17 protein-coding genes are annotated in these 17,490 nt (G+C 52.8%); 4 read left to right on the top strand and 13 right to left on the bottom strand.

Features of this window, described 5'->3' with window-relative positions; all coding sequences use genetic code 11:
• Positions 1-27 precede the first annotated feature (27 nt).
• Positions 28-468 (bottom strand): metal-dependent hydrolase, encoded by a 441-nt coding sequence (locus tag SELR_RS00570; protein WP_014423269.1) that lies wholly within the window; start codon positions 466-468, stop codon positions 28-30.
• Between the two features lie 153 nt (positions 469-621).
• Between SELR_RS00570 and SELR_RS00565 the strand changes: the two genes are divergently transcribed.
• Entirely contained in the window at positions 622-1,719 is a 1,098-nt protein-coding gene (locus SELR_RS00565) for a hypothetical protein (protein ID WP_014423268.1), read from the top strand.
• 141 nt (positions 1,720-1,860) lie between these two features.
• On the top strand, positions 1,861-2,346 hold the full coding sequence (locus tag SELR_RS00560) for a PTS sugar transporter subunit IIA (RefSeq protein WP_014423267.1): 486 nt from the start codon (positions 1,861-1,863) through the stop codon (positions 2,344-2,346).
• A 37-nt stretch (positions 2,347-2,383) separates the two neighbouring features.
• Here the strand turns inward: SELR_RS00560 and SELR_RS00555 are convergent, their stop codons facing one another.
• Genes SELR_RS00555 through SELR_RS00540 form a run of 4 tightly spaced genes read right to left on the bottom strand, consistent with a single transcriptional unit; the run spans position 2,384 to position 6,643 of the window.
• A complete protein-coding gene (locus SELR_RS00555) occupies positions 2,384-3,679 on the bottom strand; it encodes an ABC transporter substrate-binding protein (RefSeq protein WP_014423266.1) in 1,296 nt (431 codons plus the stop codon).
• A complete protein-coding gene (locus SELR_RS00550; RefSeq protein WP_014423265.1) occupies positions 3,676-4,347 on the bottom strand; it encodes a response regulator transcription factor in 672 nt (223 codons plus the stop codon). The genes SELR_RS00555 and SELR_RS00550 overlap by 4 nt, the downstream gene beginning before the upstream one ends.
• On the bottom strand, positions 4,344-5,678 hold the full coding sequence (locus SELR_RS00545; protein WP_014423264.1) for a sensor histidine kinase: 1,335 nt from the start codon (positions 5,676-5,678) through the stop codon (positions 4,344-4,346). The genes SELR_RS00550 and SELR_RS00545 overlap by 4 nt, the downstream gene beginning before the upstream one ends.
• Entirely contained in the window at positions 5,678-6,643 is a 966-nt protein-coding gene (locus tag SELR_RS00540) for a sugar ABC transporter substrate-binding protein (protein ID WP_041914209.1), read from the bottom strand. Before SELR_RS00540 ends, SELR_RS00545 begins: the two co-directional genes overlap by 1 nt.
• Positions 6,644-6,818: 175 nt before the next feature.
• Here SELR_RS00540 and SELR_RS00535 point away from each other — a divergent pair, with 175 nt between their 5' ends.
• Positions 6,819-7,295: a polysaccharide biosynthesis/export family protein gene (locus SELR_RS00535; RefSeq protein WP_014423262.1), complete on the top strand. Its 477-nt coding sequence runs from the start codon at positions 6,819-6,821 to the stop codon at positions 7,293-7,295.
• A gap of 55 nt (positions 7,296-7,350) precedes the next feature.
• Here the strand turns inward: SELR_RS00535 and SELR_RS00530 are convergent, their stop codons facing one another.
• The 7 genes from SELR_RS00530 to sufC form a co-directional block, all read right to left on the bottom strand.
• Positions 7,351-8,049 carry a Crp/Fnr family transcriptional regulator gene (locus tag SELR_RS00530; protein ID WP_014423261.1) on the bottom strand — a complete coding sequence of 233 codons (699 nt, stop codon included), beginning with the start codon at positions 8,047-8,049 and terminating at the stop codon, positions 7,351-7,353.
• 3 nt (positions 8,050-8,052) lie between these two features.
• Positions 8,053-8,556: a flavin reductase family protein gene (locus tag SELR_RS00525; protein ID WP_014423260.1), complete on the bottom strand. Its 504-nt coding sequence runs from the start codon at positions 8,554-8,556 to the stop codon at positions 8,053-8,055.
• Positions 8,557-8,719: 163 nt separating this feature from the next.
• Positions 8,720-9,151, bottom strand: coding sequence for a Fe-S cluster assembly sulfur transfer protein SufU (gene sufU / locus SELR_RS00520; RefSeq protein WP_014423259.1), 432 nt, complete (start codon positions 9,149-9,151; stop codon positions 8,720-8,722).
• A complete protein-coding gene (locus SELR_RS00515; RefSeq protein WP_014423258.1) occupies positions 9,141-10,376 on the bottom strand; it encodes a cysteine desulfurase in 1,236 nt (411 codons plus the stop codon). Before SELR_RS00515 ends, sufU begins: the two co-directional genes overlap by 11 nt.
• Positions 10,369-11,205, bottom strand: a complete 837-nt coding sequence (locus tag SELR_RS00510) for a SufB/SufD family protein (RefSeq protein ID WP_014423257.1) — start codon at positions 11,203-11,205, stop codon at positions 10,369-10,371. Before SELR_RS00510 ends, SELR_RS00515 begins: the two co-directional genes overlap by 8 nt.
• A gap of 12 nt (positions 11,206-11,217) precedes the next feature.
• Positions 11,218-12,627, bottom strand: coding sequence for a Fe-S cluster assembly protein SufB (gene sufB / locus SELR_RS00505; protein ID WP_014423256.1), 1,410 nt, complete (start codon positions 12,625-12,627; stop codon positions 11,218-11,220).
• A gap of 7 nt (positions 12,628-12,634) precedes the next feature.
• A complete protein-coding gene (sufC, locus tag SELR_RS00500; protein WP_014423255.1) occupies positions 12,635-13,387 on the bottom strand; it encodes a Fe-S cluster assembly ATPase SufC in 753 nt (250 codons plus the stop codon).
• Positions 13,388-13,704: 317 nt separating this feature from the next.
• Here sufC and SELR_RS17560 point away from each other — a divergent pair, with 317 nt between their 5' ends.
• On the top strand, positions 13,705-16,359 hold the full coding sequence (locus tag SELR_RS17560) for an EAL domain-containing protein (RefSeq protein ID WP_014423254.1): 2,655 nt from the start codon (positions 13,705-13,707) through the stop codon (positions 16,357-16,359).
• Here SELR_RS17560 and rsmH read toward each other — a convergent pair.
• Complete coding sequence (gene rsmH, locus SELR_RS00490; protein ID WP_014423253.1) at positions 16,349-17,431, bottom strand: 16S rRNA (cytosine(1402)-N(4))-methyltransferase RsmH; 1,083 nt, start codon at positions 17,429-17,431, stop codon at positions 16,349-16,351. The two genes, SELR_RS17560 and rsmH, sit on opposite strands and share 11 nt — an antisense overlap.
• Between the last annotated feature and the right edge of the window lie 59 nt (positions 17,432-17,490).

Here is a 17,490-nt window from a genome sequence, read left to right as displayed (position 1 = left end):
CATGTTATTATTCATATTTATTTGCTTTTATTTTAGCATAAGTTTAACGTGAATGATATAGATTCCGATGACTAAAGCCATGGAAAATAAATATTCTGTAACGGACCCCACCTTGAATAGTTTTATGCCGACTTTCTGCCATGGAAAAAGGAAGGGCACCTTGCCGCAGACAGCATCTTCCGCAATATGCAGCAGGGCGCCGATACAGACAAACGATACGCCCTTCTCTGCATCAGCCCCCTGGGGCAGGAAGCCCAGCTGCATCAGGGCATAGATGGCAATATAGATAACCGGCCAGTGGGACCAGCCCCGATGCCTGGCCCGCCAGCTCCAATAATTAGCCCCGGGACGGCCTTCCACTTTGTCAGGGAAAATGGCTCCGGCCATGGAAAATACAGTGGACAACAGATCCCCTGTTGCCCCGTAGACGATAACACCCGTTACGATTTCGTGATTAACCCATTTCATACTTCAATTCTTACTCCTTAAACTGCTTGATTCTTTTTATAGTAACATATCCACCATTGTCAAAGCTATCCCTGGGCGCCGATACATTGCCCTGCTTCTTTTCTTATAGTATAATGAGGTTACTCAAATGAACGATTTAGAATGGAGAATATAATGGACGATTATACTTGGCAGAAGCGGCTGCGGGCGCGGCGGGCGCGGGAACACCGGCGGCTTTATCTGGGCTTCTTCCTGCTGGCCACGCTGATCGGGGCAACGGTTTGGTATTTCTTTTTCTACATCCGTACCCCGGAGTATGCCCTGGGACAGATTCAGACCGCCATTGCCAAACAGGATGAGGCAACCTTCAAGCACTATGTGAATACAGAACTGCTTTCCTCCCGGGCCTATGATGATCTGACCATGGACCTTTTTGCCTATGACTCCGAACTGACGCCGAAGACAAAGGCCATGTTTGAAAAATTCTATATCATGATCAAGCCCCAGCTGGCAGAGGGCATGGAGAATGCCGCCTTGGGCCGGATCAACCAGGGCATCTGGAGCCTGCCAGAGGGCACCGATATCCTGAAGGGGCGGCAGCTGGGCATCGATTTCGAGCGCTTCATCGAACGCAGCCAGATCCGCAATACCACCTTCGTAAGCATCGGCAAAGTAGAACATAACGGCCACAGTGCCACAGCAGAAGTGGAAGTCCTGGAAGATTACACCCAGACGCCCTTCACCCTGCAGCTGGCCATGGAACAGGCCGAAGACGGACACTGGCAGGTAGCCTATATCAAGAACTACAAAGCATATCTCGATACGATATCTCCCTTGCAGAACAAGGACATTGCCGATTATATCGAGGCTACGAAAAAAATCGTCAGTGACAGCAATGAAAATTTTGAGATCTACCAGAATCATTTCAAGCGGCTGAACCACTCCAAGAGCGGCCATCTCTCCAAACAGCAGAAACAGTCCATCGCCGCCTTGATTGAGGACGATATCATCCCCGCCTTGCAGGAAAGGCAGGCCAAGCTGGATGCGATTGAAGTCCCTGCCGGCGCCCAATACCTGGCCCGCCAGCGTCAGCAGTCCACAGAAACCAGCATAAAGGCCTGGCAGCATTATATCAAAGGACTGCGGGAAGACCGCCCTGCCGAATTTGCCACCGCTGAAACCCTGCATAAACAGGAATTGGCTATCGATCTTCGGGTACAGGATATCATCCGCCATACGGCCATCAGCAAGAATATCCCCAATCTGCCATGACACCTGTTGTTTACAGTTTTCCTTGACTTATTCTTATTTCGTAGTAAAATGAATCTAAAGAACTTGTGCGAAAATTCGTAACTACAATCAATTAACTTATGAAACATACAATTATACGACACAGAAAGGTGGCTCGATACTATGACGGCAGCAAAATCACTATGCCAAGTCCTGTTGGCACCATTCTCAGGAAAGACTGTAGAATTAGCCTCTGTTCCCGATCCTGTATTTGCCGAAAAGCTCACAGGTGACGGTTTGGCTATAGAGCTGAACAGCGATACGGTATTGGCTCCCTGTGATGGCGTGATTTCCCTGTTCTTCGACACGAAACACGCCTTTGCCATCACCACGGATGATGGCATCCAAATCCTGGTACATGTAGGCCTGGACAGCATCATCCTGAACGGCGAAGGCCTGACGGCACTCAAGAAATCCGGGGATCGGGTAAAAGCCGGTACTCCTATCATCAAGGTGGATTTGGATGTGCTCAAGAAGAACTCTATCAACATGATCTCACCGGTGCTGGTCGTAAATTACGATAAGGTATCGGACCTCAAGACACGTTCTGCCGGCTGCGAGGTAGCCGCCGGCAGTGACGAAGTCCTGCAATATGCATTAGCTGTATGAAAAAAGCCGCCTTGGGCGGCTTTTTTTGCTGATGAGTTCAACGCTGCAGATATATATTGATTTCCTTCTGCACCTGACTTAAAGCATTGCTGAGAGAAGTATTTTCCTGTACGGCATGGAAAATGCGGTTGTCGGCCAGATTCATCGCTTCCTTATAGCGGGGGAATTTCGGTTCCGTCCGGGAATCGGCGATAACTTCACTGACGGTTTTGAGGTTCATCGCCTCGCTGCCCGGTGTCGTGGCGGTGAACAACGCTTGGGCTCGGGCTGACTCCACCACATCCCGGCGTACAGGCAGCCCCTGGGATTTGGTCAGCATCATTTCCTGAATAGCCGGATCATAGCAAACGGTCTTCAAAAATTCCCAGGCCAGCCGAGGTTCACTACTGCGGGCACTGATGCCCACCAGCATGACCTGCATGATGGAGGAATTGCTGCCGGATGGACCGGCGGGCAGTTTGATACAATCCCATTCAAAGGTACTGTATTTCTTGATACGCCAGGGATAAGGTTTATAGGTGCGGTACTCGGCAAAGGTGAAGGGACGAAAAGCCACCCTGCCCATGTCGAAATCCTTGGCCGTGACCTCCTGCCCCCCGCTGACGGCATGAAGTTCCAGCATGAAGCGCATGACTTCTTCCATACGGCTGTCCGTGAAATCGGCACTCTTCCCATCCTCCGCAAATATCTGCACATCATTGGTCAAAGCGGCCTTGCGCCAGGTATAATCATAGACGCCAAACTGGTCCAGACGGCCATCACCATCCGTATCCTTGGTAACAGCCTTACAGATCCGCAGAAAATCCTGCCATGTCCAGTTATTATCCGGAATGGGGATTCCCTCCTGGGCCAGCAGGGTTTTATTGACAAACATCAAAGTCGTCACGGCCCCCAACGGTAAAGCATAGCTGACCCCCTGATAACGCCCATAATCAAGTGCCCCCGGATAGTAAACAGAGGGATCGAAAGCCCCATCCCCGTTCATGGAACGGTCAAGAGGCTGCAGGGCACCGATGGAGGCATAGAGATTAAAATCCTCACCGGGCACCACAAAGATATCCGGCTCTTCCCCCTTGAGCAGTCGTTCCGCCAGCCATTCCGAATAATCCTCCTTGCGGATGCCGCTGACATACTTCACGGTCACGCCTGGATGTTCTGCTTCGAAACGCTTGATGGCTTCCTCCAGCAAGGCATAAGAGTCCCCCTCGGGCACATTCCAGTTACTGCCCGCAAACAGCCCTATGGTAAGCACCTTGGGCCTGGTAAGATACCAGCCCAGGAAACAGGTCAAAAACAGCAAAAAAGCTAAGTAAATAGCAAATCCCCGCTTCACGATACATCCACCTCAGCGGCTGCCAGACCTGTCTGCACCGCCCAAATGGCCAGCTGCGTGCGGTCCCGCAGGCCCAGCTTGGACAGGGTGCTAGACAGGCTGTTACGCACCGTCCCTTCCGACAGGCTCAGCGTCTCGGCAATCTCTTTATTGGACAGCCCATGCCCCACCAGATGGGCCACATTGCGCTCAGTACGGCTGAGTCCTTCGGCCACGCTATTGGTTTCCACCGCGCTGCTGCCCTGCGCCATCTGATTGAAGAACCTGACCACCTTGGTCACGATCCCGGGATTGATCATCGCGCCACCCGATACTACGGTGCGGATAGCTCCCGTAAGCTCCGGTACCGACACACCTTTCAGGAGATAACCGCTGGCCCCATATTTCAGGGCATTGAACACATATTCATCATCATCGAAAGTAGTCAGGATGATGATCTTCACCGCCGGATAAAGGCGCTTGACTTCCCGTGTGGCCTCCACCCCATCCAGCTCCGGCATGCGCACATCCATCAGGATTACATCCGGCTGCTCTTCTGCCAGCATCTCCATAAGTATCTGACCATTTTCGGCCACCCCTGTCACTTCAAGATCCTCATTCTGATCCAAGACGATTTTCAGACTTTCGCGAATCAATTCCTGATCATCAGCAATAAATACCTTGATCATCCTTCTGCCTCCCCATTATTATCCATTACATTCTTCCCCATTGGTATCGTAGCTTCCAGCGTAAAGCCCTTATCACTCCAATAACGCAGCCGCCCATGCAGCAAGGCCAGACGCTCCTCCATATGACGCAGGCCAAACCCCTGCTGCAGATCCTTGCACCCTTGCCCGTTATCGGCAATGATGATGTAGAACCGCCCCGGTTCGAGACCACAGGTGACAGTAACCTTGGTGGCCTTGCCATGGCGGCGGGCATTGGTGATGCCTTCCTGCACAATACGGTAGATGACTTCTTCCTCATCCTCCCGTAGTTTCTCCGGCCAGCCCAGTTCCACCAGATGGATATCCACCCCGGAAGAAGCACCGAACTCCGCAATAACCTTTTTCACCGCCTGCTGCAGCGGCATTTTCTCCAGATCATCGGGGCGCAGTTTTTTCACGGAGCGGCGTACATCCACAATACCATGCTGCGCTGTCGCCCGGATCTTCTCCATCTGTTTCTTCACGGCAGCCGGCGCAGCATCCACCAACACGAGGCAGGCATCAAGGCCGGCTACTATACCGGTCAGTGTATGGCCTAACGTATCGTGTATTTCCCGGGCCAGACGATTGCGCTCTCTGGTTTCTGCCGTGCGTTCCGCCTCTATGGCATAGGCCCGCAGCCGCACATTTGCCTCTTCCAGCTGTTTGTTCAGACTGGCGATGCGTTCCTTCTCATGATGCTTGTTCTGCACCAAAAGGACTAGATACAGTACAAACAGCACGATATTCAGGGATATCAGACCATTCTGTATAGCCAGCAGCACAGACTGTACCTCAGGACGGTAATAAGCAGCATACACATCAAAAGGCGCCACATGGCGCTGGAAGATGGCCAGATTGTAGTTGGCCATAAAATAAAGACCAACCATTGCCCCCAGCAGCAGCCAGCTCTGATTCTCGCCCTGATAGCGATGCATAAGGTCTGCCACAGCCAGGAGCACCACGCCATCATAGGCAAGATTCAGGCTGCGCATCAAAAGCATGCAGACGCCGATTTCCGCCGCAAAGACCAGATGACGCTGACCACCAGTCAGCCCGCCATGACGATAGAGCTTGCCCAGGAACAACATCAAGGCATAAGCCCCTATCGACGCTAAAAAACCTCTGAAAGCTGGCATGGGGACAATGGGCAGGGTGGTTAGGAAGGCATGGGCCGACATGGTCTTGATGATCTTTTCCTGCGTCAGGCTCATAAAGCCCGCCATCAGCAGAACCACCAGGCCATTATAGAGCCCCAGCAGGCCATAAAGCCATTCCAGCCGCCGTTTCTCCGGCGTATAGGCCTCTGTCATCAGTCCCAACCTCCCGTATCCGTATTGATATTCTCCTTGTTCAACAAGCGGGTTGGAAGCTGGACAATCTTGGACACCTGCTCCCCGGCCAGCAATTTATACGCCTGCTCCACGGCCTGCCGGCCAATGTCCCTGGGAGACTGTCCAGCCGAAGCCATCATATGCCCCTGGCGGATCATCTCCCTGGTCTCCGGCACGCCATCCACACCGTAAACCAGTACCTTATCCAACCTGCCCACAGTCTGCAAGGCGGCCATCGCGCCCATGGCAGCCGGATCATTCAGGGCCATCACCACATCGATATCAGGATGCCGTCTCAGCATGTCCTGCATCGCTGGCATAGCCTGCTCCAGCTGTCCCTGACACTCTGCCTGATCCACCACCCTGAAGGCCGAATTCCCTTTAAGCGTATCCAAAAAGCCTTGTATACGTTCTACCGAAGAACGCGTTTCCGAATGCTTCAGCAGGGCGATATTGCCCCCCGATGCATGGGCCAGCAAATGCTGCGCACATTGCTGCCCCGCCAGGTAATTATTCGAGACCACCGTGGTGTCGACAAAATCCTCATTCTCGACATTGGTATCAATGGCAATCACCCGCACATGGGCCTCCCTGGCCAGCTGCAATGCCGGGCCGATGCGCTGCCAGTCCACAGGATTGATGAAGATGACCTCCACCCCACTGTCAATGAGTTCCCTGACCGCTTCTTCCTGACGTTCCACCGAAAGCACCGGATCCCGGGATAGCAGGATATCGCCCCGTTTTTCCACTTCCATGCGAATCTCCTCATCCACGATCTCATAGAAGGGGTTATTCAGTGTCATATACACAGCCCCAAACTTGCGCCGATGCTCAGCCTGGCGCAGGGAAAAATCGGTCTGCATGATCTGCCACATAATAAGGCCTGTCAAAAAAAGCATCAAGGCCCCCATCACGCCCCAAAATAGCCGCTCCCCTTGTTCCATACTGCCAAACTCCGCCTTTCTCCGTCAATATCATCCATAATATAGTTCAAATTATAACGCCATTGTCCATATTTTGTCTATCCTTGCAGTTGACGATGCCTCCCGGCTTCGATGTAATTAAATAGTTGAAATTGACTTAATAATAAAGGATTTTGATAAAGGAAGTGTTGTTACTGTGAAGAAAACGATTATCTGCGGACTGCTGACCGCATTGCCCCTCTTCACCAATGTCCCTGCGGATGCCGCCGCGCCCACTGCCGGTGCCAACAGTGTAGAAGTGCAGTCCAATGAAACTGCACAGCCGGTAGTCAACGGCTATGTGGAAGCCAATAATATCTTTCAGACTGCCAGCCTCAGTCGCGGCCAGGTCACCGGAGACTACCGACTGGCCAATGCGGCCATCACCGCTGCCGGTGGTTTCACCAATCGCGGACGCAGCACCAAAGTGCAGGTCATCCGTGTAGTGGATGGTACGATGTACTACCGTCAGCTGAATATAAAATCCTTTATCCGTCATCATGACCTTACCCAAAACGTGGCCCTGCAGGATGGGGATATCGTTTACGTTCCCAAATCCAATGGTGTCAAATGGAAGGAAGATATCCTGCCGTTCTTCCAAGCTTATACTTACTATAAGGCTATCGTCGACTAAAGATACGTGAAAAAGCAGTTGTTTCCGAGCTGGAAAACAACTGCTTTTCTTTGCTTTACAGGTATTCTTCAAAACGATCCATATCCAAAACTTTTATACTCTTGCCCTCCACCGCCAGAATTCCGTCCCGCTGCATGGCAGACAGTTCTCTTGATAGGGAGGGGCGTGTGACGGCCAGATACGCAGCCATGAATTCCCGGCTGCCACTGAGTTCCAGTTCCTGCTTGCCCTGCATTTCAATAAACAGGAAGCGGACAATCTTTTCCCGCAAGGAACCGCTGGCTAAGACCTTCAGCTTATTGTGCATGAAATAAGCTTTGCGGGCAAAGATGCGCATGAGATTGCGCTGGATCTTCAAGGCACTGCGGCTCAGGTCTCCGCCCGCATCCCAGCTGAACAGTCCGCTGGATATTTCCAGCAGCCGCACTTCTGTAACAGTCTCCACATACATATCATAGGGCTGCTTCAGGACCTCATAGACTTCTCCGAACATATCCCCTGGCTCATTGATTTCCGACAGGAAAATCCGCCGCCCGGAAAAGGTATCCTTGAGGATATGCACTTCCCCGGAAAGAAGGATATACAAAGAATGAGGCATATCACCCTCATGGAAGACGATCTCCCCCTTGGGATATTCCCGCAGACGCACCTGGGCCGATGCCAGCAGCTCCCCCACTTCCTCATCGTTCATGCCCTGTGCCAGGGAGCACTTTTTGAGCAAGGGAATGAGTTTTTCCTTGGCCTCGCTTGCCATAGCTTACTCCTGTACGAGAATCTTCTCGATTTCGACAATATACATGGTATGATAATCATCCTGATACCAACGCTCATCCGCGGCCTTGTCGATAAAGCATTCCTGCTTGAGTTCCTGAGCGTAGAGCTTGCGGCAAAGCATGGTTACCCGGGCTTCATCATAATAGGTACGGCCATTGTCATGCTTCACCGTCAGGCCGGCCTTGGCAATCTTATCCTCATCCCGGCCGGACACCGTGCCGAAGTAATTCATCATCTGCCGGCGGTCTTCACCGAACACCGAGATGGTCAGTCCCTCAGCCTTATCCACAAACTCCTTGGTATAACGGGAAGGACGGATGAACACATAGGCCACGGGTTTGCCCCACATAATGCCCATGCCGCCCCAGGAAGCGGTCATGGCATTGCTCTTGCCATCGGCTTCGCCGGTCAGCAGCAGCCATTCCTTGCCGATCACCTTGAACACGCTCTCGTTGAAATCATCGGGACGGATCTCTTTTATTGCCATTACGGTCATCCTCTCTTATATAACGCCAAAACAATCCATATACGCTTTTGATTTTACCCTATATGTCACAAAAAATCCACAAAAATGGTGAGTTATCCACAGATTCACCGTGGATATCCACCATATTTTGTGGATAACTTTACAAAATTATACACATCTTCCTTTATTTCTGTTCCTTGAGAGCATCATCCAAGGTATGCCAGGCCAGCACAGCACATTTCACCCGGGCCGGCATATGGGCCACATTCTTGAGGGCCAGGGCTTCGTCCAGCTCTTCCAGTTCATCCTCGTCCACCAGCTCTCCCTTGATCATGGAGATGAACTTATGGGCCAGGCGGCGGGCGTCATCCACGCTCTTGCCGCGGATGAGTTCCGCCATGATATCCGTACTGGCCTGGGAAATGGCACAGCCTACGCCGGTAAAGGCGGCATCCTTGACGATGCCATCCTCCACCTGCAGTTCAATGGTGATTTCGTCGCCGCAGCTGGGGTTCTTGCCCTTCATCTGACAGGTCGCACAGCTAAGCTTGTGCTTGTGGTCAGGGTTGCGGCTATGCTCTCCTAAAACTTCCGTATACACATCGTCAAGCGCCATATCCAAGGACACCTCTTACTTTCTTCAATGATTCAATCCAGCGGTCGATATCCTCACGGGTGTTGTAAAGATAGAAGCTGGCCCGGCAGGTGGCATTCTGGCCTAAGTAACGGTGCAGGGGCTGGGCGCAGTGATGTCCCGCCCGCACGGCTACGCCGTCAGCATCCAGAATGGAGGCCACGTCATGGGGATGCACATCCTTCACATTGAAGGCAATGATTCCCGTCTTGTTGTCCCGCGTCGTATCGCAGCCGTACAGCTCAATAAACGGCAGCTCGCGCAATTGCGGCAGGGCGTAATTCAGCAAGTCCGCTTCGATGGCCTCGATACGCTCAAAGGAAATCTTTTCCAAATAATCGATTGCCGCCACAAGGCCTGCCGCGCCGCCCACATTCTGGGTACCGGCCTCGAACTTGGCCGGCACTTCGGCCCAGGTGGAATCCTGCTCTTCGACGTACTCAATCATATCGCCGCCGCGCAGGAAGGGTTCCATCGCATCCAACAGTTCATACTTGCCATAGAGCACGCCAATGCCCATCGGTGACAGCATCTTATGACCAGAGAAAGCGAAAAAGTCGCAATCGAGGTCGCTGACATCCACGGCCATATGCGCCACACTCTGCGAGCCATCGACCACGCAGATGGCACCAACGCTATGGGCCTTCTGCACGACGGCTTTGACATCATTCTTGAGCCCCAATACATTGGAAACCTGCGTGACCGCCACGATTTTCGTGCGCTCGGTAATCTTCGTCTCGATATCTTCCTGCGACAGATTGCCATCTTCCTCAAGATAGATGTATTTCAGCGTCGCGCCCTTGGCCTTGGCCACCATCTGCCAGGGCACGCAGTTGCTGTGATGCTCGGAAATGGAAATGACGATCTCATCCCCGGCGTTCACATTGTGCAGGCCATAACTGTAGGCCACCAGGTTCAGGGCCTCCGTAGCGTTCTTCGTAAAGATGATTTCCTGGGGGCGTTTGGCCTTGATAAACTGTGCCGTGCGCCCCCGGGCTCCTTCATAGATATCCGTAGCCTTGATGGACAGGGCATAGGCACCGCGGTGGGGGTTGGCATTGCAGCCGCCATAGTAGCCGCAGATGGATTGGATCATCTGTTCCGGCTTCTGGGTGGTGGCACCATTGTCGAGATAGGCCACCTTGCGGCCGTTGATCTTATGGTTCAATAAGGGAAAATCCTTCAAGAATTCCTGTGCATCAGCCATGGGAAAGCCTCCTCTGCAAATAAGCGTCAATCTCTGCTTTCAATCCTTCATCATCAATGCGGTCCAGTACAGGCTGGAAATTAGCCTCCACCACCAATTTCTGGGCTTCAGCCAAGTCCAGACCGCGGCTCATCAGGTAGAAGAGCTTGTCCTCATCCATCTTGCCGATGCTCACGGCGTGATGGCCATCCACATCATCCTCATGGGACAACATGATGGGCACGCTGCGGTTATGGACATGGTCGGACAAGACCATTACTTCCTCGTCCTCCCGGCCCACAGAGCCCTTGGAGCCTTCGAGGAAATCCAAGGTTCCCCGGAAGGTCTTCTCTGCACCGCCCAGAAGCGCGCCCCGCACCTGCATATTGGCATCGGTGCGCTTGCCCCCCTGACGGATGATATAGTTCAAATCAATCTTGCGTTCGCCATCGCCAAAGTACAGACCCCAGACATCGGCTACGCTGTCATTGCCAGCCATATCCACGGTAAGCTCCGCTGCCGTATGCTTGCTGCCGGCTTCCACCGTAGTGTAATGGAACTTTGCCCCCTTGCCCACATAGACCTTAATGCGGCTCGTAGCTAACTCCTCCTCACTAACCAGCTGGGAATAGATCAGATTCAATTCCCCACCATCGGCGATATGAACCTGCATCTCCAAGGCCCCGGCTTCCCGGCGGTCCAGCACGATGCGCTTGCTTTCCCCGGACTCCACCAGGATCTTTTCCGTTTTAACGTCCTCGGTGATACCTGCGGGCACTTTGACTTCATTGACATTCAGCCATCGCCAGGTACGCATGGGAATGGCAGAAAAAATTTCTTCATTTATCATGGTCATTCCTCCTTAACCCATGGTACCTTCAAGCTCGATATTCACGAGATTGTTCATTTCCAGCGCGTATTCCAGCGGCAATTCCTTGGCAATCGGCTCCACGAAACCACGGACAATCATGGCCCGGGCCTCTTCCTCGTCGATGCCGCGGCTGGTCAGATAGAAGATGGCTTCATCGCTGATGCGGCCAATCTTAGCTTCATGGCCAATATCCGCCTCATCCCCTTCGATATCCATGACTGGCAGAGTATCACTGCGGGACAAATTATCCAGCATCAGGGATTCGCAGTTCACGGAACACTTGGCATAAGGAGCATTCTTCGTGACCTTGACTGCACTGCGGTAAGTGGCCTTGCCCCCCGCCTTGGAAATGGTGCGGGTGTTGATGTTGGCGGAAGTATGGGGTGCCGCATGGATGACGCTGGCTCCCGTATCGAGATTCTGCCCCTTGGAAGCAAAGGTCACGCCCGTGAACTCACAGCGGGCGTTTTCCCCGTGGAGCACACTGCAGGGGTACAGGCAGGAGATATGGGAACCGAAGGAACCGGACACCCATTCAATCAGGCCGTCCTTCTCCACCAAGGCCCGCTTGGTGTTGAGGTTCATCATATTTCTCGACCAGTTCTCAATGGTGGAATAACGCAGCCGCGCCCCTTCCTTGACAAAGAGTTCCACGCAGCCGGCATGGAGATTGGTCACATTATACTTCGGTGCCGAACAGCCCTCAATGAAGTGCAGGCTGGCATTTTTCTCCACGATGATCAGCGTGTGTTCGAACTGACCCGCCCCGGCGGCATTGAGGCGGAAATAACTCTGCAAGGGCATTTCCACATGGACGCCTTCGGGAACGTAGACAAAGGAACCGCCGGACCAGACGGCACCATGCAAGGCCGCAAACTTATGATCCTTAGGCGGCACGAGCGTCATAAAATACTCTTTGACTATATCGCCATGCTCCCGCAGGGCCGTTTCCATATCCGTGTAGATAACGCCCTGCTTGACCATATCTTCCTGAATGGAATGATAGACCACCTCGGAGTCATACTGGGCACCAACACCGCCCAGCGAAGTCTTTTCTGCTTCGGGAATGCCCAAACGGTCGAAGGTGTCCTTGATATCTTCGGGAACTTCCTCCCACTTGCCGGTCATCTTGGCATCAGGCTGCACATAGGTCACAATATCGTCCATATTGAGCTCTGTCAAAGACGGCCCCCATGTGGGCAGCTCCAGAGAATTGTAGACGTCCAGAGATTGCAAACGGAATTCCGTCATCCATTCCGGGTCGTTCTTGCGCCGGGAAATATCCCGCACGATTTCCGGCGTCAGGCCGCTATGGGATTTGTAGACCGAATGGTCTTCGTTCTTGATGTCGTAGAGGGTGCGTTCAATGTCCTCCACATAAGTTTTCTTCTTTTCCGCCATAGCTGCCTCAACCTTCCTGCTCTGCCAGAATATGGGTGAAGCCGCGGCGATTGATGTCTTCAATCAGTTCCGGGCCGCCCTCTTCCACAATCTGGCCATTCATGAGCACATGCACCTTATCCACCTTGAGATGTTCCAGTATGCGGGTGTTATGGGTGATGATGAGGCAGCTGTTCTCTTCATTGTGGAACTTGGCCACGCCTTCCGATACGATCTGCACCGCATCCACATCCAGACCGGAATCCGTCTCGTCCAACAGGGCCAGCTTCGGATTCAGCATCAGCAGCTGCAGGATTTCCGTACGCTTCTTTTCACCACCGGAAAAACCAACATTCAAATAGCGCTGGGCATATTCCGGATTCATCTTGAGCTCCTGCATGGTGGCCTTGAGTTCCTTGCGGAAGGGCAGCAGCTTCACTTTCTCGCCGGTGATGACCTGCTTGGCCGTGCGCAGCATATTCTCCACCGTGATCCCCGGAATCTCCTCCGGCGTCTGGAAGGACAGGAACAGCCCCTTGCGGCTGCGCTGGAAGGTCTTCATCTCCTTCATATCCTCGCCTTCAAATTTCATGGAACCACTGGTCACCGTATACTTGGGATGCCCCATGATGATGTTCATGAGTGTGGACTTGCCCGAGCCATTAGGCCCTAAGATAACATGAACTTCCCCCTTGCCCACGGACAGGGAAAGCCCCTTCAAAATCTCCTTATCCTCCACACCGACATGGAGGTCCTTGATTTCCAAAAGCTGCTCTGCCATTACAAACTCTCCTTCTAAAACAACAGGTTAGTGTGCCGCCTCGTCCCCATCTGCAATAATCACTAGATACGGCCGAGGTGGCAGATTATACCTGATAAAACTTACGCTCATTTAATCCTTAGTATTTTTGTCAGGATTAACAATTCCTATTGTAGTTTGTCATAAATAAAAAGTCAATAGATAGTAGAATCATGCATAAATAATTTATATAATTGATATTCGTTATCGTCACCCTGAGCTTGCAGGAATTTTCTTCCTTATCACGAATAGAAAATATAAGAATTATCTCGCAGAATCCCCAAGGAGGAGGGTATTCCATGCGTTACTTTATACGGACAATCATGCTGGTCATCATTACAGCCATAAGTTTCCTGCCCCCCTGTGCGGGGGCAGAATTCCTGCGCCAAAATCTGCGGGTGGGCTTTGATGATACTGCCGGCAATTTCTGGCAGGGAAGCAGGCTGCTCTACCACGGCGCGGCCTATGAACTCACGGAATATATGGGCACCTATATGAATGTCCGCTTCAGCTATACCCGTGGCTCCCTTAACGATAATCTCTTACGCCTGCATAGCGGCAGCCTGGATTTTGTCTATCTGCCTGAAAATGGGCAGCCCACCTTCCCCAGCAAAGGCCCCACTGACCTTCCCGCCCATACGATCTTCATTCCTTTGGGTCAGGGCTTTGGCTGGCTGCTGGCTGACGAATATCGGACGGATTTAAAGGAACGCGCCCAGCAGGCCATGCAGGAAATCAAAGACATCAATCCTCTTTTCCCCAGCAGTCTGCTGGAAAAATATCATGTAAAAGGTCACGCACTCAATCTCACACCGGAGGAAAAAGCCTACTTGGCCGCCCACCCGGTTATCCGGACCATGGTTTCCCCCCGCCAGCCCCCCTATACTTATTTCCAGGACGGCGAAGCGCAGGGGGTTATTGCGGATATCAGCAAACGGTTGGAAAACGATCTGGGCATCAAGCTGGAAATCATCCCGGAGGAAACCCAGCACACCATGATGCAGCATCTCACCGATGGCGACATTGATGTGGTACTGGATTTCTACACCGACCATAACTGGGCCAAGGCACATAATGCGATCCTGACATTTCCCTATCTGACCTTGAATTATGTCTCCGTCATGCGCAAGGATGCCACCCTGCCTGAGGTTCCGACTGTAGCCTGCGCCCGCCCCCATTTCTACACCCACGATTTCATTGAACGGATCTTCCCGCCGGAACAGCTGCGCTATTATGCCGATGTGGCCGACTGCATGGCTGCAGTCAACCGCGGCGAAGCGGATATGACCTTCGTCAAGTCCATCACCGCCCAAAGCGACATCTACCGGGGCAGCTATTACAATCTCTATACCAATGGCAACGTGGTCTTCAGCCACAAAGTATCCATGGCGATCAGCGAAAATGCCGATCCTATGCTCCTCAAGATCCTCAATAAGGAAGTTGCCCATATCGATCCACAGGATATCACCAGCATCGTCAACAGTCAGGTCTACAGCGTCCAGGCAAATGATACCCTGAAATCCTTTATCTATCGCAATCCCTTTATGTCCCTTTGCCTGTTGGGCGGCGTGCTGATGCTTATCATCATCGGCCTGCTCTACTGCATGCAGCTGCGGCGTAGTTACACTGCCGAACTCTGGCATCAGGCCAATGTAGTAGCAGGTGTAGGGCTCTACAATCTGCAATGGTTTACCAGGGAACTGCCCAATGCCATCGCCTACTATCAGGAAGCCCGCAAGAACGGGGAATTGTTCGTATTGGTCATCTCTGCCCAGCGCATGGCCTTCCTAAAGGAATTCTATGGCCCCCGCCTCTTTGCCGACTCCATCAAGCTGAGTCTGTCCGAGGTAACCCAGAAGCTGCCCTGGATCCTGCGCTATGGCCTGTCAGCCGAAATCACCCACGTCTATATGCTCTGCCGCAAGCCGCCGGGGCTTACCCTGCGGCAGGCTGCCGAACAGGTGGAAAAAGCCGCCCGCATCATCCCCATCAACGGGGTGCCAACCAGCTTTACCTATCACATCGGCCTCTGTCCTGTTCCCCGCCAAGAAGATACAGATGCCAGCCTGCTCATGGATAACGCCATGATGGCCCGCAACGAGATCATCGGCAAAAACCAGACCATCGGCATTTTCAATTCCGTGATGCACGATGAGCTTATGAAGCATCAGCAAATGGAACTGTACATGGAAAAGGCACTGGCCGCCGGAGAATTTCTGATTCATCTACAGGCCAAGTACGACCTGAATACCCGGGAAATCTGCGGCGCTGAGGCGCTAGTGCGCTGGCAGAGTCCGGAACTGGGCTTTTTAGGCCCCAACCATTTCATCGGACTCTTTGAACGCAATGGCTTTGCTCTGAAGCTGGACTATTATGTACTGGAACAGGTCTGCCAGCTGCTGACCGAAAGGTTGAAGCAAAAACTGCCTGTGGTTCCCATATCGGTCAATCAGACCGGGATGCATATCTCCGAACGGGGCTATCTGGCCAATATGCAGGCCATTGCCGAACGCTATAAGCTGCCCCGCAAGCTGGTGGAATTGGAGTTGACAGAAACAGCCTTTATCGACTTTGCCACCAAAACGGAAAACGAAAACGCCTTGCAGATCACAAGGCGCTTGAAAAGTATGGGCTTTGCCCTCTCTATGGATGATTTTTGTACTGGCTATTCCTCTATTGCCATGCTCAGGAATCTGCCCATGGATATCATGAAGATCGACCGCAGCATGCTGATCTCCGCCGAGCAAAGCGAACGCAGCCTGACCATCCTCAAACAGGTGATCAAGCTCGGGCAGAGCCTCAATATGCGGGTATTGGTAGAAGGCATTGAAACAGAAGCCCAGGAACGGCTCCTGCAGGCAGCCGGCTGCCATATCGGTCAAGGGTTCCTCTTTGCCCATCCCGTACCCGTGGAGCAGTTCTTTGCCAAACTGGATCAGACGGTCAAGCCTTGATGGCCCAGCGCAGTTTGGTGGAATGGGCCCGGCTATTGCGATAACATTCCTCTTTTGTCGGACGGATGACCTCCTGGGCGATATCCTGATAAACGCCCTGCTGGTGGAAGGCCTTGAAGGCCTTCTTGACAATCCGATCCTCGCCGGAATGGAAGGTCAGGATGGCAGCCCGGCCGCCGGAACGCAAGGCTTCCGGCAATTTCTCCATAAACTCATAGAGAACTTCATATTCGTGGTTGATGTCAATGCGCAGTGCCTGGAACACCCGGGCACTGCTTTTTTTCGTGAGCTCTTCCCTGGCCAAAGCCTGCTTCTTGGTGCTGTAGCCGACCTTTTCCTTGACCTCCGGGGGCAGTTCCACTTTCGCCATTGCCTTGGCCACTTCTTCATAAAGCTCCTTGGTGGTCTTGATGGGCCAGCGGCGGCGGGTGATCTGGCGGGCAATCTCAGCGGCATAGGGTTCGTCCGCATTTTCCCGCAGCATGCCTGTGAGTTCTTCCTTGGAAATATCCGCCAGCCTTTCTGCCGCCGTGATTCCGGCTTCAGGATTCAGCCGCAGATCCAAAGGGCCGTCACTCTTGAAGGTAAAGCCTCTTTCGGGATTATCAATCTGCATGGAGGACACGCCCAGGTCAGCCAGCACGAAATCAAAGCCGCCCACCTCGGCCGCCAATTTGTCAATCTCGCAGAAATTCATATTCCGCAGCTGCCAGATCTCTTCGCCAAAGCCCTTCTCCCGAATCCGTGCCTCGGTCTTCTTGGACTCAATGGGATCGATGTCCCCGCTGTAGAGGCGGCCACGGCCCTCCAGCTTCGCCAGCATGGCCATAGTATGGCCTCCATAGCCCAGAGTGCCGTCAAAGCCTTGCTCACCGGGCTGAATAGCGAGGACGTCCAGTATCTCCTCTACCATGATGGGGATATGCATCCCCGCCGGAGTATTGCCCTTGGCGATGACATGGGCCACTTCCTCCCCGTATTTTTCCGGGTTCAGCTCCTTGTACTTCTCCGCAAAATGCCGGGGATATTTGCCGCTGTAATGGATGCGGCGCTTATGCTGTTTCTCTTCCATCTTGTTGCTGCCTTTCCTCTGCTTAAATATTTCTGCCCCTAACTATAACACAGGACAGC

Origin of the sequence: Selenomonas ruminantium subsp. lactilytica TAM6421, from assembly GCF_000284095.1 — a bacterium.
GTDB classification, from domain to species: Bacteria; Bacillota; Negativicutes; order Selenomonadales; family Selenomonadaceae; genus Selenomonas_A; species Selenomonas_A lactilytica.
The sequence above is the reverse complement of the archived record's forward strand: the minus strand, read 5'-3'. Positions and strand labels throughout refer to the sequence as shown.

Excerpts from the sequence above, each read along its gene's own strand:
- SELR_RS00570 (WP_014423269.1), bottom strand. The coding sequence starts at position 468 with ATGAAATGGGTTAATCACGAAATCGTAACGGGTGTTATCGTCTACGGG.
- SELR_RS00565 (WP_014423268.1), top strand. The coding sequence starts at position 622 with ATGGACGATTATACTTGGCAGAAGCGGCTGCGGGCGCGGCGGGCGCGG.
- SELR_RS00560 (WP_014423267.1), top strand. The coding sequence starts at position 1,861 with ATGACGGCAGCAAAATCACTATGCCAAGTCCTGTTGGCACCATTCTCA.
- SELR_RS00550 (WP_014423265.1), bottom strand. The coding sequence starts at position 4,347 with ATGATCAAGGTATTTATTGCTGATGATCAGGAATTGATTCGCGAAAGT.
- SELR_RS00545 (WP_014423264.1), bottom strand. The coding sequence starts at position 5,678 with ATGACAGAGGCCTATACGCCGGAGAAACGGCGGCTGGAATGGCTTTAT.
- SELR_RS00540 (WP_041914209.1), bottom strand. The coding sequence starts at position 6,643 with ATGGAACAAGGGGAGCGGCTATTTTGGGGCGTGATGGGGGCCTTGATG.
- SELR_RS00530 (WP_014423261.1), bottom strand. The coding sequence starts at position 8,049 with ATGGCAAGCGAGGCCAAGGAAAAACTCATTCCCTTGCTCAAAAAGTGC.
- SELR_RS00525 (WP_014423260.1), bottom strand. The coding sequence starts at position 8,556 with ATGGCAATAAAAGAGATCCGTCCCGATGATTTCAACGAGAGCGTGTTC.
- sufU (WP_014423259.1), bottom strand. The coding sequence starts at position 9,151 with ATGGCGCTTGACGATGTGTATACGGAAGTTTTAGGAGAGCATAGCCGC.
- SELR_RS00515 (WP_014423258.1), bottom strand. The coding sequence starts at position 10,376 with ATGGCTGATGCACAGGAATTCTTGAAGGATTTTCCCTTATTGAACCAT.
- SELR_RS00510 (WP_014423257.1), bottom strand. The coding sequence starts at position 11,205 with ATGATAAATGAAGAAATTTTTTCTGCCATTCCCATGCGTACCTGGCGA.
- sufB (WP_014423256.1), bottom strand. The coding sequence starts at position 12,627 with ATGGCGGAAAAGAAGAAAACTTATGTGGAGGACATTGAACGCACCCTC.
- sufC (WP_014423255.1), bottom strand. The coding sequence starts at position 13,387 with ATGGCAGAGCAGCTTTTGGAAATCAAGGACCTCCATGTCGGTGTGGAG.
- SELR_RS17560 (WP_014423254.1), top strand. The coding sequence starts at position 13,705 with ATGCGTTACTTTATACGGACAATCATGCTGGTCATCATTACAGCCATA.
- rsmH (WP_014423253.1), bottom strand. The coding sequence starts at position 17,431 with ATGGAAGAGAAACAGCATAAGCGCCGCATCCATTACAGCGGCAAATAT.